The 22,695-nt window shown below is 71.5% G+C and carries 26 protein-coding genes and 1 tRNA gene; 7 read left to right on the forward strand and 20 right to left on the reverse strand.

Features of this window, described 5'->3' with window-relative positions; translation table 11 throughout:
• Window positions 1-4: 4 nt before the first annotated feature.
• From metH to EKO23_RS18600, 6 genes are all read right to left on the reverse strand, one after another.
• A complete protein-coding gene (metH, locus tag EKO23_RS18575) occupies window positions 5-3,724 on the reverse strand; it encodes a methionine synthase (protein WP_134719624.1) in 3,720 nt (1,239 codons plus the stop codon).
• Window positions 3,725-3,834: 110 nt separating this feature from the next.
• Window positions 3,835-4,689 carry a PAC2 family protein gene (locus EKO23_RS18580; RefSeq protein WP_134719625.1) on the reverse strand — a complete coding sequence of 285 codons (855 nt, stop codon included), beginning with the start codon at window positions 4,687-4,689 and terminating at the stop codon, window positions 3,835-3,837.
• A gap of 41 nt (window positions 4,690-4,730) precedes the next feature.
• The gene (gene mshC / locus EKO23_RS18585; RefSeq protein ID WP_134719626.1) at window positions 4,731-5,957 is read right to left on the reverse strand and encodes a cysteine--1-D-myo-inosityl 2-amino-2-deoxy-alpha-D-glucopyranoside ligase; all 1,227 of its coding nucleotides are present in this window, start codon (window positions 5,955-5,957) and stop codon (window positions 4,731-4,733) included.
• 24 nt (window positions 5,958-5,981) lie between these two features.
• Entirely contained in the window at window positions 5,982-6,758 is a 777-nt protein-coding gene (locus tag EKO23_RS18590) for an SCO1664 family protein (protein WP_134719627.1), read from the reverse strand.
• A gap of 35 nt (window positions 6,759-6,793) precedes the next feature.
• Complete coding sequence (locus tag EKO23_RS18595; RefSeq protein WP_134719628.1) at window positions 6,794-7,378, reverse strand: DUF3090 domain-containing protein; 585 nt, start codon at window positions 7,376-7,378, stop codon at window positions 6,794-6,796.
• A 9-nt stretch (window positions 7,379-7,387) separates the two neighbouring features.
• On the reverse strand, window positions 7,388-8,092 hold the full coding sequence (locus tag EKO23_RS18600; protein ID WP_134719629.1) for an MSMEG_4193 family putative phosphomutase: 705 nt from the start codon (window positions 8,090-8,092) through the stop codon (window positions 7,388-7,390).
• Between the two features lie 33 nt (window positions 8,093-8,125).
• Here EKO23_RS18600 and corA point away from each other — a divergent pair, with 33 nt between their 5' ends.
• The gene (gene corA, locus EKO23_RS18605) at window positions 8,126-9,106 is read left to right on the forward strand and encodes a magnesium/cobalt transporter CorA (RefSeq protein WP_134719630.1); all 981 of its coding nucleotides are present in this window, start codon (window positions 8,126-8,128) and stop codon (window positions 9,104-9,106) included.
• Here corA and EKO23_RS18610 read toward each other — a convergent pair.
• Complete coding sequence (locus tag EKO23_RS18610; RefSeq protein WP_134719631.1) at window positions 9,103-9,927, reverse strand: undecaprenyl-diphosphate phosphatase; 825 nt, start codon at window positions 9,925-9,927, stop codon at window positions 9,103-9,105. The genes corA and EKO23_RS18610 overlap by 4 nt on opposite strands.
• A 68-nt stretch (window positions 9,928-9,995) precedes the next feature.
• On the opposite strand from EKO23_RS18610, the gene EKO23_RS18615 reads away from it, so the two are divergent.
• A complete protein-coding gene (locus EKO23_RS18615) occupies window positions 9,996-10,946 on the forward strand; it encodes an aldo/keto reductase (protein WP_134719632.1) in 951 nt (316 codons plus the stop codon).
• A 4-nt stretch (window positions 10,947-10,950) separates the two neighbouring features.
• Window positions 10,951-11,175, forward strand: a complete 225-nt coding sequence (locus EKO23_RS18620; protein ID WP_134719633.1) for a DUF5703 family protein — start codon at window positions 10,951-10,953, stop codon at window positions 11,173-11,175.
• Window positions 11,176-11,251: 76 nt separating this feature from the next.
• On the opposite strand, the gene EKO23_RS18625 is transcribed toward EKO23_RS18620, so the two are convergent.
• Both EKO23_RS18625 and EKO23_RS18630 read right to left on the reverse strand, forming a co-directional pair.
• Window positions 11,252-12,298 (reverse strand): hypothetical protein, encoded by a 1,047-nt coding sequence (locus EKO23_RS18625; RefSeq protein ID WP_134719634.1) that lies wholly within the window; start codon window positions 12,296-12,298, stop codon window positions 11,252-11,254.
• A 160-nt stretch (window positions 12,299-12,458) separates the two neighbouring features.
• Window positions 12,459-13,787 (reverse strand): M20/M25/M40 family metallo-hydrolase, encoded by a 1,329-nt coding sequence (locus EKO23_RS18630; protein ID WP_134719635.1) that lies wholly within the window; start codon window positions 13,785-13,787, stop codon window positions 12,459-12,461.
• 79 nt (window positions 13,788-13,866) lie between these two features.
• Between EKO23_RS18630 and EKO23_RS18635 the strand changes: the two genes are divergently transcribed.
• The 3 genes from EKO23_RS18635 (at window position 13,867) to EKO23_RS18645 (ending at window position 15,257) form a co-directional block, all read left to right on the forward strand.
• Window positions 13,867-13,955, forward strand: a tRNA-Leu gene (locus tag EKO23_RS18635).
• Between the two features lie 217 nt (window positions 13,956-14,172).
• Window positions 14,173-14,778, forward strand: coding sequence for a GAF domain-containing protein (locus EKO23_RS18640; protein WP_167880549.1), 606 nt, complete (start codon window positions 14,173-14,175; stop codon window positions 14,776-14,778).
• Window positions 14,779-15,038: 260 nt separating this feature from the next.
• Window positions 15,039-15,257, forward strand: a complete 219-nt coding sequence (locus EKO23_RS18645; RefSeq protein WP_134719637.1) for a hypothetical protein — start codon at window positions 15,039-15,041, stop codon at window positions 15,255-15,257.
• Between the two features lie 7 nt (window positions 15,258-15,264).
• Here the strand turns inward: EKO23_RS18645 and EKO23_RS18650 are convergent, their stop codons facing one another.
• From EKO23_RS18650 to EKO23_RS25405, 10 genes are read right to left on the reverse strand one after another with little or no spacing between them, the layout of a single operon-like run.
• The gene (locus EKO23_RS18650) at window positions 15,265-15,567 is read right to left on the reverse strand and encodes a gas vesicle protein K (RefSeq protein WP_134719638.1); all 303 of its coding nucleotides are present in this window, start codon (window positions 15,565-15,567) and stop codon (window positions 15,265-15,267) included.
• Window positions 15,557-15,799, reverse strand: a complete 243-nt coding sequence (locus tag EKO23_RS18655; protein WP_134719639.1) for a gas vesicle protein — start codon at window positions 15,797-15,799, stop codon at window positions 15,557-15,559. The genes EKO23_RS18650 and EKO23_RS18655 overlap by 11 nt, the downstream gene beginning before the upstream one ends.
• Window positions 15,796-16,551 carry a GvpL/GvpF family gas vesicle protein gene (locus tag EKO23_RS18660; protein WP_134719640.1) on the reverse strand — a complete coding sequence of 252 codons (756 nt, stop codon included), beginning with the start codon at window positions 16,549-16,551 and terminating at the stop codon, window positions 15,796-15,798. The genes EKO23_RS18655 and EKO23_RS18660 overlap by 4 nt, the downstream gene beginning before the upstream one ends.
• Entirely contained in the window at window positions 16,551-16,901 is a 351-nt protein-coding gene (locus EKO23_RS18665) for a gas vesicle protein (RefSeq protein ID WP_134719641.1), read from the reverse strand. Before EKO23_RS18665 ends, EKO23_RS18660 begins: the two co-directional genes overlap by 1 nt.
• Window position 16,902: 1 nt before the next feature.
• Entirely contained in the window at window positions 16,903-17,337 is a 435-nt protein-coding gene (locus EKO23_RS18670; protein ID WP_134719642.1) for a gas vesicle protein GvpO, read from the reverse strand.
• The gene (locus EKO23_RS18675) at window positions 17,334-17,588 is read right to left on the reverse strand and encodes a gas vesicle protein GvpG (protein ID WP_134719643.1); all 255 of its coding nucleotides are present in this window, start codon (window positions 17,586-17,588) and stop codon (window positions 17,334-17,336) included. The genes EKO23_RS18670 and EKO23_RS18675 overlap by 4 nt, the downstream gene beginning before the upstream one ends.
• Window positions 17,579-18,361 carry a GvpL/GvpF family gas vesicle protein gene (locus tag EKO23_RS18680; RefSeq protein ID WP_134719644.1) on the reverse strand — a complete coding sequence of 261 codons (783 nt, stop codon included), beginning with the start codon at window positions 18,359-18,361 and terminating at the stop codon, window positions 17,579-17,581. Before EKO23_RS18680 ends, EKO23_RS18675 begins: the two co-directional genes overlap by 10 nt.
• Window positions 18,354-18,758: a gas vesicle protein GvpJ gene (gene gvpJ, locus EKO23_RS26740; protein ID WP_134719645.1), complete on the reverse strand. Its 405-nt coding sequence runs from the start codon at window positions 18,756-18,758 to the stop codon at window positions 18,354-18,356. The genes EKO23_RS18680 and gvpJ overlap by 8 nt, the downstream gene beginning before the upstream one ends.
• 39 nt (window positions 18,759-18,797) lie before the next feature.
• Window positions 18,798-19,934, reverse strand: coding sequence for an SRPBCC family protein (locus EKO23_RS18690; RefSeq protein WP_134719646.1), 1,137 nt, complete (start codon window positions 19,932-19,934; stop codon window positions 18,798-18,800).
• Between the two features lie 6 nt (window positions 19,935-19,940).
• Complete coding sequence (locus EKO23_RS25405; protein WP_167880550.1) at window positions 19,941-20,780, reverse strand: histone protein; 840 nt, start codon at window positions 20,778-20,780, stop codon at window positions 19,941-19,943.
• A 265-nt stretch (window positions 20,781-21,045) separates the two neighbouring features.
• Between EKO23_RS25405 and EKO23_RS18700 the strand changes: the two genes are divergently transcribed.
• Window positions 21,046-21,420: a hypothetical protein gene (locus tag EKO23_RS18700; protein ID WP_134719647.1), complete on the forward strand. Its 375-nt coding sequence runs from the start codon at window positions 21,046-21,048 to the stop codon at window positions 21,418-21,420.
• On the opposite strand, the gene EKO23_RS18705 is transcribed toward EKO23_RS18700, so the two are convergent.
• Entirely contained in the window at window positions 21,404-22,453 is a 1,050-nt protein-coding gene (locus tag EKO23_RS18705; protein WP_134719648.1) for a YihY/virulence factor BrkB family protein, read from the reverse strand. The two genes, EKO23_RS18700 and EKO23_RS18705, sit on opposite strands and share 17 nt — an antisense overlap.
• Window positions 22,454-22,695 lie beyond the last annotated feature (242 nt).

Consider the following 22,695-nt stretch of genomic DNA (forward strand, 5'->3'; position numbering starts at 1 on the left):
CCGCTCAGTCCTCCGGGTCGTAGCCGAGGTTGGCCGAGAGCCAGCGCTCGGCCTCCGCGAGGGTCCAGCCCTTGCGCTCGGCGTAGTCGGCGACCTGGTCGCGACCGAGGCGCCCGACCACGAAGTACTGCGACTGCGGGTGGGAGAAGTACCAGCCGCTGACCGAGGCGCCCGGCCACATGGCCATCGAGTCGGTGAGCTCGATGCCGGTGCTGGCCTCGACGTCGAGCAGCGACCAGAGCGTCCGCTTCTCCGTGTGCTCGGGACAGGCCGGGTAGCCCGGCGCCGGCCGGATGCCCCGGTAGCGCTCGGCGATGAGGTCGTCGTTGTCGAGCGTCTCGTCGGCGGCGTACCCCCACAGCTCGGTGCGCACCCGCTGGTGCAGCCGCTCGGCGAAGGCCTCGGCCAGCCGGTCCGCGAGCGACTCCAGCAGGATCGCGGAGTAGTCGTCGAGGTCCTTCTTGAACGCCGCGACCTTCTCCGGCAGGCCGATGCCGGCCGTCACCGCGAAGCCGCCCACGTGGTCGGTCAGGCCGGTCTCCGCCGGTGCCACGAAGTCGGCCAGCGACCGGTTGGGCACGCCGGGACGGTGCTCCCCCTGCTGGCGCAGGTGGTGCAGCACGACCGGGCCGCCGTCGGTGGTCAGCTCAGTGTCGTCGCCCCGGCCGACCGCCGGCCAGAAGCCGTAGACGCCGCGCGCGGTGATCCATTTCTCGGCGATCATCCCGTCGAGCATCGCCTGGGCGTCGTCGTAGAGCCTGCGCGCGGCCTCGCCGGTCGAGGGGTTGTTGAGGATGTCGGGGAACTTCCCCTTCATCTCCCAGGCGTTGAAGAACGGCTGCCAGTCGATGAACTCCCGCAGCTCGGACAGGTCGTAGTCGTCGAGCACGTGCACGCCCGGCTGCTTCGGCGCGGGCGGGACGTAGCCGCTCCAGTCGATCGGTGTCGCGTTCTCGCGGGCCCGGGCCAGCGGCAGGATCGGCCGGTCGTGCTTGGCGGCGTGCCGGGCCCGCAGCGAGTCGTAGTCGGCCTTGATGTCCGCCAGCAGCTTCGGCCGCTGCTCGTCGGAGAGCAGTGCCGACGCGGTGGGGACCGACCGCGACGCGTCCTTGACCCACACCACCGGGCCGTCGTACTTCGGCTCCACCTTCACGGCCGTGTGCGCCCGGGACGTGGTGGCACCGCCGACCAGCAGCGGGATCTCGAAGCCCTGCCGCTGCATCTCGGTGGCCATGTTGACCATCTCGTCCAGCGACGGGGTGATCAGGCCGGACAGGCCGATGAGGTCGGCCTCGTGCTCGCGGGCGGTGTCGAGGATCTTCTGCGCGGGCACCATCACCCCGAGGTCGATCACCTCGTAGTTGTTGCACTGCAGCACCACCCCGACGATGTTCTTGCCGATGTCGTGGACATCGCCCTTCACGGTCGCCATCACGATGGTGCCGTTGGTGTCCTTGGCCTTCGCCAGCTCCGGGTCCCTGGCCTTCTCCTCCTCGATGAAGGGGATGAGGTAGGCGACCGCCTTCTTCATGACCCGGGCGCTCTTCACGACCTGGGGCAGGAACATCTTGCCGGCGCCGAACAGGTCGCCGACCACGTTCATGCCGTCCATGAGCGGGCCCTCGATCACCTCGATGGTGCGGCCGCCGCGCGCGACCACGGCCGCCCGCAGCTCCTCGGTGTCGTCCTCGACGTGCGCGTCGATGCCCTTGACCAGGGAGTGCGTGACCCGGTCGGCGACCGGCATCGAGCGCCACTCCGCCGCGGCCTTCTCGTCGGCGGCGTCGCCGCTCCCCCGGTGCTGCTCGGCGATCTCCAGCAGCCGCTCGGTCGCGTCCGCGCGGCGGTTGAGCACCACGTCCTCGATGCGCTCGCGGAGCTCCGCGTCGACCTCGTCGTAGACCGCGAGGGCGCCCGCGTTGACGATGCCCATGTCGAGCCCGGCCTCGATCGCGTGGTAGAGGAACACCGCGTGGATCGCCTCGCGGACCGGGTTGTTGCCGCGGAAGGAGAAGGAGACGTTGGAGATGCCGCCGGACACCTTGGCTCCGGGGAGGTTCTGCTTGATCCAGCGGGTCGCCTCGATGAAGTCCACGCCGTACGTCGCGTGCTCCTCGATGCCCGTGGCGACCGCGAAGACGTTGGGGTCGAAGATGATGTCCTCGGGCGGGAAGCCGACCTCGTCGACCAGGATCCGGTAGGCGCGCTCGCAGACCTGCTTGCGTCGCTCGAGGTTGTCGGCCTGGCCGTCCTCGTCGAAGGCCATCACGACCACAGCGGCGCCGTACTTCCGGCACAGCCGGGCGTGCTCGCGGAACGGCTCCTCGCCCTCCTTCATGGAGATCGAGTTGACGATCGCCTTGCCCTGCAGGCACTTCAGGCCGGCCTCGATGACCTCCCACTTGGACGAGTCGACCATCACCGGAACCCGGCTGATGTCGGGCTCGGAGGCGACCAGCTTGAGGAAGCGGTCCATCGCGGCGACGCCGTCGATCATGCCCTCGTCCATGTTGACGTCGATGACCTGGGCGCCGTTCTCGACCTGCTGCGCGGCCACCGTCAGCCCGGTGTCGTAGTCGCCGTCCTTGATGAGGTTCCGGAACCGGGCCGACCCGGTGATGTTGGTGCGCTCGCCGACGTTGACGAACAGCGACGCGTCGGTGAGGTTGAACGGCTCCAGCCCCGAGAGCCGCATCGCCGGCAAGGCCTCCGGGACCGCTCGCGGCGCGACTCCCTTGGCGGCGTCCGCGATCGCCGCGATGTGCTCCGGCGTGGTGCCGCAGCATCCCCCGACCAGGTTGACCAGGCCGTCGGCGGCGAACTGGCCGAGCACGCCGGACATGTCCTCGGGCGTCTGGTCGTACTCGCCGAACTCGTTGGGCAGCCCGGCGTTCGGGTGGCAGGAGACGAAGGTGTCCGCGAGCCGGGCCAGCTCCTGGACGTAGGGACGCATCTCCTCGGCGCCCAGCGCGCAGTTGAGGCCGACCGCGAGCGGGCGGACGTGGCGCACCGAGTTCCAGAAGGCCTCGGTGGTCTGGCCGGAGAGGGTGCGCCCGCTGGCGTCGGTGATGGTGCCGGAGATGATCACCGGCCAGCGGCGCCCGCGCTGGTCGAAGAGGGTCTCGAGCGCGAAGATCGCGGCCTTGGCGTTGAGGGTGTCGAAGATGGTCTCGACCAGCAGCAGGTCGACGCCGCCGTCGACCAGCCCCTCCGCCTCCTCGAGGTACGCCGCGACCAGCTGGTCGAAGGTCACGTTGCGGGCGCCCGGGTCGTTGACGTCCGGGGAGATCGAGGCGGTGCGGTTGGTCGGGCCGAGCGAGCCCGCGACGTACCGCGGGTGGTCGGGGGTGCCGGCCTCGTCCGCGGCCGCGCGGGCCAGGGCCGCCGCCTGCCGGTTGATCTCGTAGCAGTGCTCCTCCAGCCCGTAGTCGAGCTGGGCGATGCTGGTCGCGGTGAAGGTGTTGGTGCAGATGATGTCCGCACCGGCCTCGAGGTACGTCGTGTGGATCTGGCGGATGATGTCCGGCTGGGTCATCGACAGGAGGTCGGAGTTGCCCTTGAGGTCCCGGTGGTGGTCGCCGAAGTGCGCCCCGCGGTACTCCTCCTCGCCGAGCCCGTGCCCCTGGATGAGCGTGCCCATCGCGCCGTCGATCACGAGGATGCGATCGGCGAGCGCCGCGGTCAGCTCCGCGGTCGCGTCAGGGCGGGCGTTCGTCTCCGGCACAGAGGATCCTCTCGGTGTGCGTCAGTGCGGCCCCGGGTGTGGGTCCCGACCCAGCGTACGGAGGGTGTCCCGACACGTGGACACCCTTCCCGCATGATGACATGCGGGTCTCAGGACTGGCCGTCGGTCCCCCGGCGCTTGAGGTAGCGCTCGAACTCGCGGGCGATCGCCTCTCCCGACGCCTCCGGGAGGTCCGTGGTGTCGCGGGTCTCCTCCAGGGCCCGCACGTAGTCGGCGATGTCCTCGTCCTCCTGCGCCAGCTCGTCGACGCCGCGCTCCCAGGCCCGGGCGTCCTCGGGCAGGTCGCCGAGCGGGACGGACACCTCGAGCAGGTCCTCGAGCTGGCCGAGCAGCGCCAGCGTCGCCTTCGGGCACGGCGGCTGGGCGACGTAGTGCGGCACCGCCGCCCAGTAGGACACCGCTGGCATGTCGACCTGGACGCAGGCGTCCTGGAACACCCCGACGATGCCGGTCGGCCCCTCGTAGGTCGACTGCTCCAGCTTGAGCCGGTCCACCAGCTCCGGCTCCGTGGCCGTCCCGGTGACCGGGATCGGACGGGTGTGCGGGGTGTCCGCGAGCAGGGCGCCCAGGGTCACCACCAGCTGGCCGCCGAGCTCGTCGCACGCGGCCAGCAGCTCTGCACAGAACTGGCGCCACCGCATGTTCGGCTCCAGGCCGCGGATCAGGATGATGTCGCGGTCGAGGTCGGGCGGGGAGGCGACCGCGATCTGGGTGCCGGGCCAGGTGATCCTGCGGTGGCCGCGCTCGTCGGTCGCCACGACCGGCCGGTTGACCTGGTAGTCGTAGAACTCCTCCGGGTCCACCGTGCCGACGATGCGCGCCGACCACACGTCCATGAGGTGGTCGATCACCCCGGACGCGGCGTCCGCGGCGTCGTTCCAGCCCTCGAACGCGGCGATCACCACGGGGTCGACCAGGTCGGGAAGGTCGTCGATCTCGATCACCCCTCCAGCCTAGTGCGCCGGACGGGGAGGGCGGGGGAAGCTCAGAGGGCCAGCCCCAGCGCGGCGTCGGCGAGCGCCCGGATTCCGGCCCCGGCGTCCGGGTCGCTGGTGTCCCCGGCCCGGGTGGCCTCGGCCCAGGCCTGGACGGCCGCGACCGCGGCCGGGGCGTCGAGGTCGTCGGCGAGGTCCGAGAGCACCGCCTCGACGACCGGACCGACGGGGGCGCCGGCGCCGGCCGCCACGGCCAGCCGCCAGGCGTCCAGCGTGTCGACGGCGTCCCACAGGAGCTGGTCGGTCCACTCCCAGTCCGAGCGGTAGTGCTGGCGCAGCAGCACCAGCCGGATCGCCATCGGGTCGACCTCGCTCATCCGGAGGGCGGAGACGAAGACCAGGTTGCCCCGCGACTTCGACATCTTCTCGCCGTCGTACCCGACCATCCCGGCGTGCACGTAGGCCTGCGCGAAGCGGTGCCCGGGGAACGCCACCTGGGCGTGCCCGGCGCTCATCTCGTGGTGCGGGAAGACCAGGTCGGACCCGCCGCCCTGCACGTCGAAGGCGTGGCCGAGGTGCTCCAGCGCGATCGCCGAGCACTCGATGTGCCAGCCGGGGCGTCCGCGGCCGAACGGGCTCTCCCACGACGGCTCACCCTCGCGCTCCCCGCGCCACAGCACGCAGTCCAGCGGGTCCTTCTTCCCGGCCCGGTCGGGGTCTCCCCCCCGCTCGGCGTAGATCGCCAGCATCTGCTCGCGCTCCCAGCCGGACTCGGCGCCGAACGCCTCGTCGGCGGCGACCGAGTAGTAGAGGTCGGTGTCGACGGTGTACGTCGCCCCGGCGTCCACCAGCTTCTCGATCAGGGCGATCGCCAGCGGGATCGACTCCACCGCGCCGATGTAGTGCGCCGGCGGGAGCACCCGCAGCGCCTCCATGTCGTCCCGGAACAGCTGGGTCTCGCGCTCGGCCAGCTCCTGCCAGTCGACGTCGACCTTGGTGGCCCGCTCGAGCAGCGGGTCGTCCACGTCGGTGACGTTCTGCACGAAGGTGACGTCGTGGCCCGCCGACCGCCAGGCCCGGTTGAGCAGGTCGAAGGCGACGTACGTCGCGGCGTGGCCCATGTGGGTCGCGTCGTACGGCGTGATGCCGCAGACGTAGAGCCGGGCGGGCCCCTCGGGACGGGTCTCGACGAGCGTCCCGGTGGAGGTGTCGTGGAGCCGGACCGCGGGGCCCGTCACGGGGAGCGGGGGAACCTCCGGGGCAGACCACGTGCGCATGGCCGGAAGCCTAACCAACCCCGCTCAGAACGCCGGCCACGGGATGGCCGGCCACTCCGTCGAGGGCGACGGGAAGACGTCCTTCGCCAGCAGCCGGTCACAGCGGCGGACGAACGCGTCCACCTCCCGGTCGCTCACCAGCGTGCCGAGGCGCTCCAGCAGGTCCCGGTCGCCGCGCACCGCGGCCACGCCCTGCCGCTCCTCGTCGGTGAGGCGCCGGCCGAGCCAGCCCCAGAGCACGGTGCGCAGCTTGTTCTCCACGTGGAAGGAGACGCCGTGGTCGACGCCGTACCGGCTGCCGTCGGCGGTGGCCAGCACGTGGCCGCCCTTGCGGTCGCCGTTGTTGACGACCACGTCGAAGACCGCCATCCGGCGCAGCGCCAGGGTGTCCTCGTGGACCAGCGCGACCGGCTCGTCGTCCGGGCCGAGCGCGTCGAGCACGTGGAGGTAGCCGTCGGGCAGCACGTCCACGGGCACCACGTCGACCGGTGCGAGGTCCTCGTCGGGCTCCACCCAGGCCTGCACCATGCCGGGTCCGTGCGGGCCGTCGCGGAGCACCGTGGTCGGCACGATCCCCCAGCCCAGCGCATCGGAGACGGCGTACGCCGCGACCTCACGGCCGGCGAGCGTGCCGTCGGGGAAGTCCCAGAGCGGCCGCTCCCCCGCCACCGGCTTGTAGACCACCTGCAGGTCGCCCAGGGTGCCGATGAACGTCGCGTTGGAGGCTGGCATGACCCGGCCGACCAGCTCGATCTCGCCGTCGAGGAGCTGGTCCGCGGTCGCCGGACCGGCCACGGTCATCGAGCCTCTCCCTCCGCCTCACCCAAGGGGGGCCGTCACGTGGCAGGGTCGCGACGGCGGAACCCGTTGGCCCGGACGCACAGGTGGCCCTCGGGGTCGATCGGGTTGCCGCAGAACGGGCAGCTGGGGCGGCCGGCGCCGACCACCTGCTCGGCGCGCTTCACGAACGCGCGGGCGTCACCGGCGGGGATCCGGACCACGAGCACCTCCTCGGGCTCCGGCTCCTGGAAGTCCTCGTCGACCTGGTCCGGGGCGACCACGGCGGCCTCGTTGAACGGGAACACCTCGATCACGATCCGCTCGTCGGAGGCGTCCCACGACAGGGTCATGGTCCCGGCCCGGAACTCCTCCTCGATCGGCTGCTCCAGCGGCTCCGCGTCGTCGAGGTCGAGCGGAGCCACCGCCGGGATGATGCCCTGCGTGGCGTCGTTGCTCATGAGCTCGTCGAGCAGGTCGTCGATGCGCTCCGCGAGCACCTGGACCTGCTGCTTCTCCAGCGCCACGCTCACCAGCTTGGCGCCGGCGCGGGCCTGGAGGAAGAAGGTGCGCTGGCCGGGCGGGCCGACGGTCCCCGCTACGAAGCGCTCGGGCGGGTCGAAGCCGTGGACGACAGGTGCCATGGCGCCACCCTATTCCGGGCCCGAGCCGCCGCCGACCGCCGCGTCCGAGGAGCGCCTGCGGCGCGACGTACGACGAGGTGGGGTGAGCCAGGACAGATCGCCCTCGTGGGTGTTGCACGCGAGCACGAACGGCCGGTCGGCGGTGTAGCGGACCAACGACACCGAGCCGGGGTCGACCACGATCCGCTGGAACTGGTCGAGGTGGAGGCCGAGCGCGTCCGCGAGCACCGCCTTGATCGGGTCGCCGTGGCTGACCGCGACCCACACGGCGCCGGGGCCGTGCTCACCCTCGAGGTCCGTGTCGAGGCGCCGCACCGCGGCCGAGACGCGGGCGCCCATGCCGGCCAGCGACTCGCCGCCGGGGAACGAGGCGGCTGACGGCTGGCGCTGCACGGTCGCCCAGGCCTTCTCCCGGGCCAGGTCCTTGAGCGGCCGGCCCGTCCACTCGCCGTAGTCGACCTCGAGCAACCCCCGGTCGGTGGTCACGTTCGGCCTCTCGGGCTGTGCGGCGGCGATCGCGGCGGCGGTCTGCCGGCAGCGCTCCAGCGGGCTCGACACGATCCCGGCAAGCCGGACCCCGGCGAGCCGGGCTCCGACCCGCTCGGCCTGCGGGGTGCCCACGTCGTCGAGGCGCACGCCACGCGACCGGCCGGCCAGGACGCCCGTCGCGTTGGCGGACGTGCGGCCGTGCCGCACCAGGATCACGGTTGCCATGCGGGCGAGCGTATCCGGCGTAACCTCGCCCACGTGATCGTCGACAACGCGCTCTACCGCGGCGGCGTCCGGGTGCCGCTGGACTGCGACGCATCCGACCTCGCCGGCGTACGCGCGCGCTGCACGGGCGAGAACGACTTCGTCTGGATCGGCCTCCACGAGCCGTCGCAGGCGGAGCTCTCCGCGGTCGCGGGCGTCTTCGACCTGCACCCGCTGGCGGTCGAGGACGCGCTGAAGGCGCACCAGCGGCCCAAGCTCGAGCGCTACGACGAGTCGCTGTTCCTGGTGCTCAAGACGCTCTGGTACGTCGACGAGCACGACGCCGTCGAGACCGGGGAGATCAACCTGTTCGTCGGACCCGACTTCGTGGTCTCGGTCCGGCACGGCCAGGGCTCGGAGCTGCACTCGGCACGGCTCCACCTCGAGGCCAAGAAACGGGTGCTCCGGCACGGCCCGACCGCGGTCGTGTACGCCGTCTGCGACCGCGTGGTCGACGGCTACACCCGGGTCGGCGGCGAGCTCGAGGTCGACGTCGACGAGATCGAGACGTCGGTGTTCTCCACCGAGCGCACCAACGACTCCGAGCGGATCTACACCCTGCGCCGCGAGATCGCCGAGGTACGCCGCGCGGTGCTGCCGCTGCGCGAGCCGATGCGGCAGGCGGCCGAGGGCACGGTCGACGGGCTGGCCCCCGAGGCTGCGCCGTTCTTCCGTGACGTCGCCGACCACCTCGCCCGGGTCGCGGAGGTCGTCGACAACCTCGACGGGCTGCTCGCGTCGGCGTTCGACGCCCACCTGGCCCGGGTGACCGTCCAGCAGAACGACGACATGCGCAAGATCTCGGCCGGCGTCGGCCTGGTCGCGGCGCCCACGCTGGTCGCCGCGATCTACGGCATGAACTTCCACTACATGCCCGAGCTGCACTGGTACCTCGGCTACCCGTTCGCCCTGGGCCTCATGGTGCTCAGCTCGTTCGGGGTCTACGTGTTCTTCAAGAAGTCCGGCTGGCTCTAGGCCGCGATGGCACCCGTCCCGAGCAGCACGAACACCAGCACGCCGAGGGAGATCCGGTAGATCACGAACGGCAGGTAGGACCGGGTCGAGACGTAGCGCAGCAGCCACGCGATGGCGGCGTACCCGATGACGAACGAGACCACCGTGGCCACGATGGTCGGGCCCCAGCCGTAGGCGTTGTCGCCGTGCGGAATCTCCTTGAGCTCGAACAGGCCGGCACCGATCACCGCCGGGATCGCCAGCAGGAAGGCGAAGCGGGTGGCCGCCTCGCGGTCGTACCCGAGGAAGCGGCCCATCGAGATCGTCGCGCCGGAGCGGGAGACACCCGGGATCAGCGCCATCGACTGGGCGATGCCGAAGTAGACCGCGTGCGAGACGTGCAGGCTCTTCATGGTCCGGTCCAGCGAGCCCACCCGGTCCGCGATGCCGAGCACGATGCCCATGACGATGAGGGTGGTGCCGACCAGCCACAGGCTGCGGAACTCCGACTCGATGGTGTCCTTGAGCAGGATGCCGAGCACCACGATCGGCAGCGAGCCGATGATGACGTACCACCCCATGCGGGCGTCGAGGGACCCGCGGTACTCCGGCTTCACCAGCGACTTCAGCCACGCGGTGGCGATCCGCCAGATGTCCTTGCGGAAGTAGATGAGCACCGCCAGCTCGGTCCCGATCTGGATCACCGCGGTGAACGCGGCTCCCGGGTCACCCCAGCCGAAGATCTCCGGGAAGATCCGGAGGTGTGCGCTGCTCGAGATAGGGAGGAACTCGGTCAGCCCCTGGATGGTGCCGAGGACGATGGCCTGGAGGAGATCGGACACGGGACCGAAGCCTACGGGGACGGCGAGCCGTGCCCGGCACCCCCGGGTCGGGTGGTTACCGTTGCCCCATGCAGCAACGCGCCGTGGGTGCCACGGGCCTGAAGGTGTCCCGGCTGGGTCTCGGCACGCTCACGTGGGGGCGTGACACCGACGAGCACGAGGCCCGGGACCAGCTGATCGCCTTCGCGGAGGCCGGCGGGACGCTGCTCGACACCGCGGCGGGGTACGGCGACGGCGCGTCCGAGGAGCTGATCGGCAACCTCGTCGGCGACGTGGTCCCCCGCGACGACATCGTGCTGGCCACCAAGGCCGGCATCTCGCGCCGCCGCGGGCACCGCGAGACCAACACCTCCCGGGGCCACCTGCTGGCCACCCTCGACCAGTCGCTGGCACGGCTCCAGGTCGACCACGTGGACCTCTGGCAGGTGCACACCTGGGTCGACGACATCCCGTTCGACGAGACGCTGAGCGCGCTGGACTTCGCCGTCAGCAGCGGCCGGGCGTCGTACGTCGGGATCTCGAACTACTCGGGCTGGCAGACCGCGCAGGCCGCGACCTGGCAGCGGGCGGTGCCCGGCCGGGCCACGATCGCCTCCACGCAGGTGGAGTACTCCCTGCTCAGCCGCGGGGTCGAGCAGGAGGTGCTGCCCGCCGCCCAGGCGCTCGGGCTGGGGGTGCTGCCGTGGTCGCCGCTGGGCCGCGGCGTGCTCACCGGCAAGTACCGCACCGGCCTGCCCGCCGACTCCCGCGCCGCCTCCCCGCACTTCTCGAACTTCGTGGGCACCTACCTCGACGACCGTGCCCAGCGGGTGGTCGAGGCGGTGGTCCGGGCCGCCGAGGGCCTCGACTGGACCCCGATCGAGGTGGCCCTGGTGTGGGTGCGCGACCGTCCCGGCGTGACCGCCCCGATCGTGGGCGCCCGCACCGCCGCGCAGCTCAAGGCGTCGCTCGGGATCGACGAGCTGAGTCTGCCCCCTGAGATCGTGGAAGCCCTCGACGACGTGTCCGGAGGAGACTGATCGCATGCACCCTGCCGCCCGCCGTGCCCTCCGCCCCGGGGTGGAGTGGGAGTTCGACAAGCTGGTCCTGTCCCGCGAGTTCTCGCGCAACGTGGTCACGAAGCTGCTGGTCGAACGGGCCGAGCACGGTGGCTGGGAGCTGGACCGGGTCCGGATCTCCCCCGACGGCACCCGGCGGGTGACCCTGCGGCGGAAGATCATCCGCCAGCAGCGTCCGTTCTACGTCTGAGTCATCCCCGCGTTTCGCACGTTGTGGCTGCGTTCGTGGCCGGATTTCGACCAGAACGTGCGAAACGCGGGAGACCTCAGCTCCCGGAGGCCAGGTCGGACCGGAGCGCCTCCCGCAGCTCGCGCTCGGCGATCGCGCGCTCGGCGCTGTCGGGGAATGGGATGCCGACCCACGCCCGCGTCTCGGTAGGCTCGAACAGCGCCCTGCGGCGCGTCGCGAGGAGACGTCGTACGACGAGCGCACGATCGCGCAGGTCGGGTCCGGTGACCCTGCAGACCTCGAGCCCCCGGGACCGGAACGCCTCGTCCTTCTCGACGTCCCTGGTGTGCTGCCCGACCGATCGGTGGTCGGCTCCGTCGAACTCGACCGCCAGTCCGGCCTCGACGTCGAGCAGGTCCGCGATGCCGAGCAGTCGACCCGACTCACGGTCGTAGACCGGACAGTTGACCTCCGGCCGCGGTAGGCCGGCATCAAGGCCCCAGACCAGGCGCAGGCAGGTCTCCCTCGGCGACCGGCTGCCCTCACGCCCGAGCGGGAGCGCGGTCCGCACCTGCGCGATCCTTGTCAGACCTGGGTGGGCGAGGGTGTACGCCGCGACGCGCTCGATCGAGGTGACGCTGGCGGCCACCGCCATGTCCAGGACGACCACCGCTGAGCGCACGCCAGACGCGAGGCGCATCGCGTCGAACGTCGCCCGCGTCGCCGGGACGGTCCGGATCCCGTGGCGCCGGACGACGTCCACGAGCGGCAGGCGGTCGAAACACAACACGATCCCGGGCTGTTGACGGATGTTGCCGCCGGGTCCGATGGAGAGCGGGACCGGCAGGAGCGTGCTCCCGTCCCCCGCCAACCCGTCGAAGAAGTTGCCGCCGAAGAGCCGGCACGCCGCCCAGCCGGTGACCGCCCCCACCGTCGGCAACAGCATGCTCTGCTCGAGAATGCGCTGCTCGGGCATGTCGTTGGCTGTCGCCGCGGGAACGAACAGCCCTCGCGTCGTCGTACGCCATCCCTTGCCGCGAGCCTGTGCGCGGGTCGGGCCGCGACGGCCTTGGGGATCGACGGGCACGGGGACCACCAGCCCGGTCGGTGCCGGGCACACGGGGTCCCACCGGTGGCGTGCCATGCGGTGATGCTGCCCCGACTGCCGCCCACTCCGCGGAGCTCATCCACAGCCCCGCGTCGGAGCCCTCCCTCCAGGGCCGCCCCGCCCCGCGCATGTCGCACGTTCTGGCTGGAGGTCACGCCGGATTTCGACCAGAACGTGCGAAACGCCGGGGCGGGGGTCAGGCCTGGGAGAGGAACCGGTCGAACACCCGGGCGCCGAACTCGAGCGCGTCGACCGGAACTCGCTCGTCGACGCCGTGGAAGAGGGCGCCGAAGTCGAGGTCGCGCGGGAGGCGCAGCGGGGCGAAGCCGTACGACGACATGCCGAGCTTGCGGAAGTGCTTGGCGTCGGTGCCGCCGCTCATGAGGTACGGCGCCACGATGCCGTCGGGGTCCTCGGCCAGGATCGACTGGGTCATCGCCTCGACCAGCGACGTCTCGTACGGCGAGTCCCACGGTTGCTGCTTGGAGACGAACTCCCAGGACACGTTGTCGCCGCAGAGCTCGGCCAGGGTGGCGAAGAACTCGTCCTCGAACCCGGGCAGGAACCGCCCGTCTACGTGCGCGGTGGCCTCGGTCGGGATCACGTTCACCTTGTAGCCGGCGCCGAGCATGGTCGGGTTGGCGGTGTTGCGGATCACCGCGCCCAGCATCCGGGCGGAGCTCTCGAACTCCGAGACGAGCTCCTCGGCGTTCTCCGGCGTCGCCTCGGTGCCGGCGATCCCGGCCACCGAGGCGAGCAGTACCTCCATGGCGGGGGTCAGCCGCACCGGCCACTCGTGGGCGCCGATCCGGGCGACGGCGCCGGCCAGCTCGGTGATCGCGTTGTCGTGGTTGATCATCGAGCCGTGCCCGGCCCGGCCACGGGCGGTCAGCCGCATCCAGGCCATGCCCTTCTCGGCGGCCTCGACGAGGTAGATCCGCTTCCCGCGGACGGTGGTGCTGAAGCCGCCCACCTCGCCCACGGCCTCGGTGCAGTCGGCGATCTCGTCCGCGTGGTTGTCGACGATGTGCTCGGCACCCTTGTGCCCGCCGGCCTCCTCGTCGGCGGTGAAGCAGAGCACGATCGGCCGCGGCGGCGGCACGCCGGCCCGGGCCCGGGCCCGCACCACCGAGAGCGCCATCGCGTCGAAGTCCTTCATGTCGACGGCGCCGCGGCCCCAGACGTAGCCGTCCTGGATCTCCCCCGAGAACGGGTCGACCCGCCAGTCCTCCGCGGCGGCCGGTACGACGTCGAGGTGGCCGTGCAGCAGCAGCGGCTCGCCGGGCCCGTCACCCCACCGGGCGACGAGCGATGTGCGCCCCGGCTCGGACTCGTAGAGGTTGCTCTCGATGCCCACCTCGTCGAGCAGCGAGGCGACGTACTCGGCCGCCTTCCGCTCCCCCGGACCCTCCTCGTCGCCGTAGTTGGAGGTGTCGATCCGGATCAGCTCCCGACAGAGCTCGACCACCTCAGCGGCGGGGTCGTACGACGGTCCCTGGGTGCCGGTCTGGTCCTGGTCAGCCATGCGTCCATCCTGACATCTGCGGAGTGAGGGGCCGATGTGAGGATCCGCGCGGTTCCTTGCTACAGTTCCACCCGCACTCGTCCGGGTGGCGGAATTGGCAGACGCGCTAGCTTGAGGTGCTAGTGCCCGTATTAGGGCGTGGGGGTTCAAGTCCCCCCTCGGACACCAACGAGAACCCCGGGTCCCACGGACCCGGGGTTTCGTGCTCCCGGGCAACTGCGGCCCCGCACCGGTCTGGCTCCGCCACGGGGCCGGGGTATGGGACGCGGCTCAGCGGGTACGTCGGGGCATGGAACCTCTGCCCGAGACGTCGAAGGCGGCACGGCTCCTACGCTTCCAGACCGACCAGGATCTTCTGCCGGACCTGCGGAGCAAGGCCAGCCGCGTGCGCGAGCTGGTTCCCGACTGCCTGGGCATCAGCCTGGCGCTCCTCGACCACGACGTGACCCTGACCCTGGTCGCGAACCCCAGCGAGTTCGTGCTGCTCGACGCCCTCCAGTACCTCGTCGACGACTCCGGCACCCCACGGTCCCCCGACGACGCAGCGGCGCCCGGGGCGGACCAGGAGCCAGCCGACGTCCTGGACGAGCGTCGCTGGCGGCGCCTCTCGCTCGAGAGCTCGGCCCGAGGGGTGGCCTCGACGCTGTCGATGCCGGTCTTCGACCACGACCGCCTGGTCGGCGCGGTCAGCCTGTACGGCGGGTCGCCCAACGCGTTCGGCGGGCAGCACGAGGAGCTGGCCGACGTGCTGGGTGCATGGGCGGAGGGCGCCGTCACGAACGCCGACCTCTCCTTCGCCTCGCTGGCGTCCGCGACCCGGGCACCGCGCAAGGTCGCCGGCTCCATCCTGGTCGCCCAGGCGGCCGAGATCCTGGCCCGCGACCTGGAGATCGCCCCGGACGCGGCACGGCAGCACCTGCACAGGGCGGCGGCCCGGGCCGGCGTCACCCCGGTGGAGCTGGCGATCACGGTGATCCGTGGTGATCTCTGACGCCCAGGCCGCCGCCGTCCAGACCAGCTGCTTGGCGACGCAACGGACGGGTACGAAGGCGGCGCCGCGGCCGCTCTTCCGATGCAACCCCGCACGGCCGCGTCGGCGCCGCTCGAGACCCCGCTCGTCAGAGCCGCTCGGGCGGCGCCTTCATGTGTCCTCCCCGCCCGCGCGCCGCACAGAACGGCATCGGCGTACCGGGCTTGATCTCGGGCGCGATGGGTACGTCCGCGGGAACCACACGAGGGAGGAAACGACACATGGCTGACGACGCGACGGACCTGCACCACGAGGTGCTCCGGGTCCTGCTGGAGAAGGTCGAGGAGGACCCGTACCCCTCGGTCACGATGCTGGACATGATCGAGGGCCTGCTGCGTCCCGAGGACGTGCCGACCTACACCGACATCCTGCTCGACAAGATCCGGGCGGACCAGTTCCCGAGCCTGGACCTGCTGGCACGCGTCACCGCGTTCGCCTGACCGCGGGTCAGGGGTCGCTGCGCAGCAGCGGCCCCAACGGCCCGAGGTCGATGTTGAGGTCCTCCGCCGTGAGGTCGAAGCGCTGCTTCAGCTCCTCCATGGCGTCCTCGAGGTGCATCAGCGCGACCCCGAGGGACTCGACCTGGTCGTCGGTCAGGTCACCCTCGTCGACGCGACGGATGGCCTGGGCCTCCATCAGCTGCCGGACCAGCTCGACCAGGGTGAGCACCAGCTTGAACAGGTCCCGCTGCACCGACTCGGGGTCCGACTCGATCCGCTGGGTCAGGAGGTGCCGCTCGTCAGAGGTCACAGTCGTCCCCGACCCGCATCCCGGCGCCCATCTCGGAGCGCACGCTGGTGATCAGGGCGTGCAGGCGGACCTGCACCAGGTCCACACCGGCCAGCGAGATCACGACGTCGCCGGCCAGCACGACTCCCGTGCCGAGCAGGCGGTCGAGCAGGTCGACCAGCGCGATCTGCCCGCCGGGGCCGGACCCGACGGGCTCGACGCCGGTCGCGCGGGCGGGTTCGGTGACGGTCACCCGGTCTCCAGCACGGCGAAGGAGTACGGCGGCCAGGGCCCCTGCAGCTCCACGATGAGGTCGGGCCGCGACGACCCGAGCAGGGTGGCGGTGGCCTGGAACTCGTCGGCCCGCTCCTCCGGGACCAGGTAGGCGCCGTTGTGGATCATCCGCTCGTGGCGCCCGCTGAGCCGCGGGTCCTGCGGCGCCAGCACCCGGGCCGCCACGGTGGCGCCGCTCAGGGCCTCGTGCAGCGCGCGGGCGACGTGCTCCACCTGCTCGTCGGCGGTACGGCGGGCCTGGGCGGCCTCGCGCTTCCGCTGGAGGTACGCGGCCCCGCTCGCCTCGCGGGGTGCCGGCGCGGCCGGCGGCTCGCCGGGCCGTGCGTAGACCTTGACGCCCCACTCGGAGCGACCGGTGACCCGGTCGAGCGCGGCCACCAGGTCGTCGTGCACCCGGTCCAGCTGCCGGCGTACGCCGTCCTCGTCGGCGTAGATGGTGACCAGCCGCATCGGGGCGGCCTCGGCGTGGCGGGCGACCGCCCGCACCACCTCGTCGTGGGTGCGGGCGACGTGCTCCACCCAGCGCAGGTCCTCGAGGTTCCTCGGCAGGGCCGCCTCGCCGAACTCGGCGAGGTCGACCGCGCACACCACGGCCTGCAGGTCCCCGGACCGCACGAGCCGGAGGTGCTCGCCGTCGAAGCCGGTGACCGCGGACAGCGCACCCTCGGGAAGCCCGCGCGAGACCGCGAACAGGTAGAGGCCGCCGCTCATCAGTCCTCCTCCGTGCCCGAGCCCGGCTCGAGCTCCTTGAGACGCTGCTTGAGCTCGCGGTTCTCGTTCGCCAGGTCCTCGGCGCGGGCGTTGAACATCGGGTCGTTGCGCCACCAGTCGATCCCCATCTCCTGGGCCTTGTCGACGGAGACCACGAGCAGCCGGATCTTCACCGTGAGGAGCTCGATGTCGAGCAGGTTCACCCGGATGTCGCCCGCGATGATGATGCCCTTGTCGAGCACGCGCTCGAGGATGTCGGCGAGGTTCGCCGGCTGCGGGCGCGAGTAGGGCCCCTGGTTGGTCGGGAGGCCCGAGGCCCGCGTGCCGACCGGGGTCTGGGCGTCCGTCATGTCACTCCTCCCCGGGGGTCCCGCGGACGTAGCGGCGCAGCCGGCGGTAGGCGTCGAGCGACCCCTGCTCGTCGACCTCGAGCTCGTAGAGCGCGAGCACGTCGGTGGTCGCCGGGATCCGGCTCAGCTCCAGCACCTCCACCTGGACCTTCCAGCCGTCGTCCGTGCGTTCGAGGGCGGTGACGCCCTCGACGTCCTTGCCGGTGAGCTCGAGGAGCTGGCGCGATCCCTCGGCCGCTGCCTGCGGCCCCTTGAGCCGGGGCCTGGCCTCCGCCCGGGGGGCCGAGGCCCGCTTGCGCGAGGAGCTCGAGCTCGTCCTCTTGGTCGTCTTCTTCGCCCCGGTCCCGGAGCCGGTGTCGCCGGAGTCGCTGCTACCGGCCTCGGACGTCGTCGACTGGCCACCCGAGCTGGTCTTGCGTGTTCTGCTGGTGGTCACGAGGAATCCCTCTCTCTGCGTCGTTCCTGTCCGGTCATCAGTCGCTCGATCAGCTCTTCCTCCCAGGCCGCCGCCTCGTCCTCGGTGATCGTGCCGTCCTGTCGCTGCCGCTCGACCAGCTCGAGCTGGTCACGGATGCGGCCCGGGTCGTAGTAGTCCTCCTCGGCCTGCTGGAGGACCTGGTCGGCGACCCAGATGGTGCCGCGCACCGGGACCAGGGGCAGCCCGAGGATCCCGGTGATCAGACCCACGGCCCGTCCCCCACGAAGTCGTACGGCGGGAGCGGGCCCATGAGCCGGATCCGGATCCGCTCGTGCACGGCCGCGGCCACGTCCTCGAGCACCGCCTCGAGCTCGTCGCGGCGCGTGCGCTCGACCAGCAGCGCGACGTCGAGCACGTGGTCGCCGGAGACCGGCTTCACGCGCAGGTCCGCGACCAGCGGGGTCACGTGCGAGAGGAGGGCCTGGCTCTCCTCCACGCGCTTGTGCTCCCAGGCCGTCGCGACCGCTTCACCGAGCGCGACCAGGTCCGGGTGCATCGCCCCGTCCGGCAGGTCGCGGGTCCGGGCCCGGAGGTCGGCGACCCGCGGGTCGGCCCGCACGATCTCGGCCAGCACCTGGTCGCGGTCGTACGTCGCGCGGAGCGAGAACTGCTCGACCCCCTCCAGGGCGGCCAGCGCCTCGGTGAACCAGGGCTCGCTCGGGCCGAGCAGGTCGCTGACCACGCTGTCCCTGTCGATGAGCACGGAACCGAACCGGACCGGCACGGTCGACGTCTCCCGCGCCAGCTGCTCGACCACCTTGCTGTGGGCCAGCAGGTCGGCCCGCCGACCGAAGGTGCGATCGAGCGCGACGGCGGTGGTGGCGGCCACGAGGCCCCCGAGGGCGACGTACTCCACCGGGGCCTCGTCGATCCCGGTCAGCTCCTGCTCGGGCACGCCGGACGCGGGCAGCACGGCATAGACGTAGCGGCCCGCGTCCGGACGGTGCTCGACGGCCTGCTCGACTGTCGTCTGCTCAGGCATTCTCGGACTGTCGCCGCCTCGAGCTGGACTTCTTGGCCGGCCGCTCGTCGTCGTCGCCCGGCTTGAGGGCCTTCTTCACACCCTTGACGGCGCCGCCCACCTTCTTCGCCGCACCGCTCTCCTGGAGGTCTCCGATGGCCTCGGTCAGCGGCTGCCCGCCCTTCTCGTAGAGGTCGAGCCGGTTGGTGGCCTCCGCGAAGCGCAGGTAGGTGTCGACACTGGCGATCACGATGCGGGCGTCGATGGTGATGAGCTCGATGCCCACCAGCGAGACCCGGACGTAGGCGTCGATGACGATGCCCTTGTCGAGGATGATCTCGACGACGTCGGCCAGCCCGCTCGGAGCAGGTCGCTCGAGGTAGCCCCCGCCGCGTCGTTGGGAGGTCTGAACGGTCACTGTGAGTCCTTCCGGTCGTTCTCGGATGTGGGCTGGCTGCTAGCTGGCACGGCGCCGGCGGCGAGGCTCCTCTTCCTCCTCCGGCTCCTCCTCGTACTCGGCCTCCTCGTCGGCAGGCTCCTCCTCGTAGTCGCCCTCCTCGGGCTCCTCCTCGTACTCGGCCTCCTCGTCGACGGGCTCCTCCTCGTAGTCGCCCTCCTCGGGCTCCTCGTCGGCCTCCTCGGCGTACTCCGCCTCCTCGTCGACCGGCTCGTCCTCGGCGGACTCGTCGTACTCGCCGTCCTCGTCGACCGGCTCGTCCTCGGCGCCCTCCTCGGCACCCTCCTCGTCGCCGTACTCGTCGTACTCGGCCTCCTCGCGCTCCTGCTCCTCGCGCTCGAGGGCCTCCTCGTGGGTCTCGACGACCTCGCCGTCCTCGATCCGGCCGCGCCAGCCCTCGACCTCGTCCGGGTCGAGGATGGTCCGGGTCATCACGTGGCGGCGGAAGTGCCGGATCTCGGCGCGGGCACGGCGGCCCTGGGCCTCCCAGATGTTGCCGGTCTTCTCGAACAGTCCCTGGGCGTAGTACTCGAGCACGACCAGGATCCGGGTCAGGTTGGGCCCGATCTCGTGGAAGGTGACCGCGCCGTCGACGTGGCCCTTCTGGCCCTTCGAGCGCCACACGATCCGCTCGTCGGGGATCTGTTCGAGGATCGTCGCCTCCCAGCTGCGGTGGCTGAGGAAGATCTGGGCCTTGAACGTGATCTTGTTGTCGTCCGGGGCCTCGACGTTCTCGACCTTCTTCATGAAGCTCGGGAAGGCCCCGAACTCGGTCCACTGGTTGTAGGCGACCGACACGGGGACACCCACGTCGATGGTCTCGACGATGTTCGTCGACTTGGTGGCCTTGCCGCCGCCCGAGCTCTGGCCACCGCCGGTGACCTTGTCCTTCAGCCCGGAGGCCATGCCCTTGATGCCGCCCATCACGGGCGAGTCGCCCTTGACCTTGGCCTCGGCGCCCTTGGCGACGGCCTTGCCGATCGGGCCGCCGTCGGCGACCGACTGCAGCTTGTCCGTGGCACCCGTGAGCTTCTCACCGGCGGTGCTCAGGGCCTTCTCGCCGAGCGCCTTCAGCAGGTCCTGGGAGACGCCGCGGAGCTTGTCCATCGCCTCCGTGTTCTTTTCGGTGGTTGCCATGTCCGATCAGCTCCTCGAGGTGCTGCGCGAGCGGGAACCGCTGCGGCTCGACGACTTCTTCGCAGGTGCCTTCTTGGCGGCCGTCTTCTTGGCCGGGGCCTTCTTCGCCGCGGTCTTCCTGGCGGCGGTCTTGGCGGTCTTCTTGGCGGGCGCGGTCTTCTTGGCCGTGGACCCGGTGGCGGATCGCGCACCCGAGGTCGCCTTCTTCGCGGCGCCGCCGGAGGAGCTGGTCTTGCGGGGCGCGGCCTTCTTCGCGGTCCCGGTGGCCCTGCGCGCGGTGCCCTGCGTCCGCTTGGTGGCGCGGGACGCGGTCTTGCGGGTACGGCGTGCCGGTCGTTCGTCCTCGCTGGGCTCGTCGCCGGCGTCGTCCTCCGCCTCGTCGGCGGGCTCCTCGGGCTCCTCGGCCTCGTCGCCGGCCTCGTCGCCGGCCTCGTCGCCGGCCTCGTCGCCGGCCTCGTCGCCGCCCTCGTCGCCACGCGCGTCGCCGCCCTCGTCGTCGACGTACTCGTCCTCGGCGTACTCGTCGTCGCCCTCGTCGTCGCCCTCGTCCGGGAGGACCCCGGCCTGGAGCTGCTTGGTCACGCCCTCGAGGCGCGACGTCGCAGTCGTGATGGCGGCCGCCTTCGCCGCCTCGAACATCGTGCCGGTGAGCTGGTCACGCAGCTTGCGCAGCTCGGGGTTGCCCTCGATGAGCTGGGCGCCCTGCTGCATCAGGCCCCGACGGTCGGTGGCGATGCGTTGGCCGGCCAACATGCTCCCGACGGTGATCGCCAGCTTCAGCTTCTTCGTGCGGCCGAGCATGTAGCCAGCGGCTACACCCAGCCCGATCTTGGTTGCGGCAGACATGCCTCTCCCTCTGAGCTCCCTGTCGCCACCAGTCGGTGACGCGTTCCCAGCGCCCACCGCGCACCGGTCTTCAGTGCGGCGGTTCCCCGCGGCGCTACCGGTCCGTACCCAAAGGCCGTGGCAACACACGTGTGGTTTCGGTGGTGTGGTCCGGGCCACCCCTGCGGGTGGTCTCGCAGTCGGCTCGCAGTGACGTCCGGGTGTGCCGGATCGCGAACGGGGTACCCGGACCAGGTCGGGGAGGTTTCGAGGAGGGAGTCGTCCGATGCGGATTCTCAAGGGCCTGGCGGCCTCGTTGCTGTGGATCCTGGCGGGGGTGTTGGGGCTGGTGGCCCTGCTGCTCTGCGTCACGCTGATCCTGCTGCCACTCGGCATCCCGCTGCTCATGCTGTCGCGCCGCCTCATGGGCACCGCCGTGCGGCTGATGCTGCCGAAGGAGGTGGCCCACCCGGTGCGGGAGACCAAGAAGGGGCTCCGATCCCGCCGGAAGAAGGCGGTGTCGGCGGCGGACGACGCTGCGAGCCGCGGGCGGAAGGCCGGGCGCACCGCGGCGAAGCGGAGCAGCAAGGCCGCCGGAGCCGTGGCGGACCGGGCGCAGGGGAAGCGCGGCTGGAAGCGCCGCCTCAACGTGTTCGGCTGACCTGATCCTCGCGCGGCTCGGGGTCCTGGTGCCGGTCCGGCGCGGTCTCGTGCGCCTCCCGGATCTCGCGGGCCGACCGTACGTCGTCCTGCTCGCGCTGCTCGGCCTTCTCGATCCCGCTCGCGTCCCGCGGCTCGAGCTGGAGCGACTCCTCGGCCCGCAGGCCGGCCTGCAGCTCGCGACCCCGTTCGATCTCGGCGTCGAGCTCGGCCCCGAACAGCAGCGCGAGGTTGGTCACCCACAGCCACAGCAGGAACACGATGGCGCCGGCCAGCCGGCCGTAGGTGTGCGAGAAGGAACCCAGGTAGGTCACGTAGAGCCCGAAGGCCGCGGACCCGACCACCCAGGCCACGATCGCGACGCCGGCCCCCGGGCTGATCCACCGGAACCGGGGGTAGCGGACGTTCGGGGTGCCCCAGTAGAGCAGGGCGATGATCACGGCGACGAGGACCAGCAGCACCGGCCACTTGAGGATCCCCCACAGCGTGACCGCGGTCCCGCCGATGCCGAGGGCGCTGCCGATCGCGTCCGCGACGGGGCCGGACACCACCAGGCCGAGCAGGATGGCCGCGCTGAGCACGACGAGGAGGGCGGTCAGCAGGACCATGAGGGGCCGCAGCTTCCAGAACGGCCGCCCTTCGCGCACGTCGTACATCTCGTTCATGGCGCGTCCGAAGGCGCCGACGTAGCCGGACGCGGACCACAACGCCCCGCCCAGGCCCAGGACCAGCGCCCAGCCGGCACCCGGTCCCCGGCTGAGGTCGACGAGCGTCGGTTCGATCGTGTCGGCGACCGTGCCCGCCTGGAGGTCGTCGAGGACGCCGAGGACGGCGTCCACCGCGTCCCGGCCGTTGCCGACCAGCCCGATCACTGACAGCAGGGCGATCGCGGCCGGGAAGAGCGCGAGCACGCCGTAGTAGGTGAGCGCAGCCGCCAGGTCCGGGCACCGGTCGCGGAGGAACTCGCGCGTGGTCTTGCGCACGACGTACTTCCACGACCGGGCCGTCAGGTCGGTGATGCCTGTCTCGTCCATGGCGGTGCGGTACCCGAATGCGCGGTCCGCACGCGGTTTGGGGTGTGCTGGTAGCCGTTGGAGGAGAGGGCATGCGCAGCCCCTGACCGGGTACGCACGCTGCAGACGCTTGCTGAAGACGACGGCGAGTACCCCACCACGCTATTGGGAGTGGTGACTCGTGTCCCTTCACGCCCCCACCATCCGCTACACGGAAGATCCGCCCCGCACCTCGGCCGAACGCCACGCCGTGGCCCACGACC

Source organism: Nocardioides guangzhouensis, from assembly GCF_004519545.1.
Taxonomy (GTDB): Bacteria; Actinomycetota; Actinomycetes; order Propionibacteriales; family Nocardioidaceae; genus Nocardioides; species Nocardioides guangzhouensis.

What these genes read in the sequence shown, in the direction of transcription:
- EKO23_RS18595 (WP_134719628.1), bottom strand. Translation starts at nt 7,378, where the DNA reads ATGGCACCTGTCGTCCACGGCTTCGACCCGCCCGAGCGCTTCGTAGCG.
- mshC (WP_134719626.1), bottom strand. Translation starts at nt 5,957, where the DNA reads ATGCGCACGTGGTCTGCCCCGGAGGTTCCCCCGCTCCCCGTGACGGGC.
- EKO23_RS18660 (WP_134719640.1), bottom strand. Translation starts at nt 16,551, where the DNA reads ATGAGCGGCGGCCTCTACCTGTTCGCGGTCTCGCGCGGGCTTCCCGAG.
- EKO23_RS18620 (WP_134719633.1), top strand. Translation starts at nt 10,951, where the DNA reads ATGCACCCTGCCGCCCGCCGTGCCCTCCGCCCCGGGGTGGAGTGGGAG.
- EKO23_RS18705 (WP_134719648.1), bottom strand. Translation starts at nt 22,453, where the DNA reads ATGGACGAGACAGGCATCACCGACCTGACGGCCCGGTCGTGGAAGTAC.
- EKO23_RS18665 (WP_134719641.1), bottom strand. Translation starts at nt 16,901, where the DNA reads ATGACGGACGCCCAGACCCCGGTCGGCACGCGGGCCTCGGGCCTCCCG.
- EKO23_RS18625 (WP_134719634.1), bottom strand. Translation starts at nt 12,298, where the DNA reads ATGGCACGCCACCGGTGGGACCCCGTGTGCCCGGCACCGACCGGGCTG.
- EKO23_RS18615 (WP_134719632.1), top strand. Translation starts at nt 9,996, where the DNA reads ATGCAGCAACGCGCCGTGGGTGCCACGGGCCTGAAGGTGTCCCGGCTG.
- EKO23_RS25405 (WP_167880550.1), bottom strand. Translation starts at nt 20,780, where the DNA reads ATGTCTGCCGCAACCAAGATCGGGCTGGGTGTAGCCGCTGGCTACATG.
- EKO23_RS18630 (WP_134719635.1), bottom strand. Translation starts at nt 13,787, where the DNA reads ATGGCTGACCAGGACCAGACCGGCACCCAGGGACCGTCGTACGACCCC.
- EKO23_RS18700 (WP_134719647.1), top strand. Translation starts at nt 21,046, where the DNA reads ATGCGGATTCTCAAGGGCCTGGCGGCCTCGTTGCTGTGGATCCTGGCG.
- EKO23_RS18600 (WP_134719629.1), bottom strand. Translation starts at nt 8,092, where the DNA reads ATGGCAACCGTGATCCTGGTGCGGCACGGCCGCACGTCCGCCAACGCG.
- EKO23_RS18645 (WP_134719637.1), top strand. Translation starts at nt 15,039, where the DNA reads ATGGCTGACGACGCGACGGACCTGCACCACGAGGTGCTCCGGGTCCTG.
- EKO23_RS18690 (WP_134719646.1), bottom strand. Translation starts at nt 19,934, where the DNA reads ATGGCAACCACCGAAAAGAACACGGAGGCGATGGACAAGCTCCGCGGC.
- EKO23_RS18590 (WP_134719627.1), bottom strand. Translation starts at nt 6,758, where the DNA reads ATGACCGTGGCCGGTCCGGCGACCGCGGACCAGCTCCTCGACGGCGAG.
- EKO23_RS18680 (WP_134719644.1), bottom strand. Translation starts at nt 18,361, where the DNA reads ATGCCTGAGCAGACGACAGTCGAGCAGGCCGTCGAGCACCGTCCGGAC.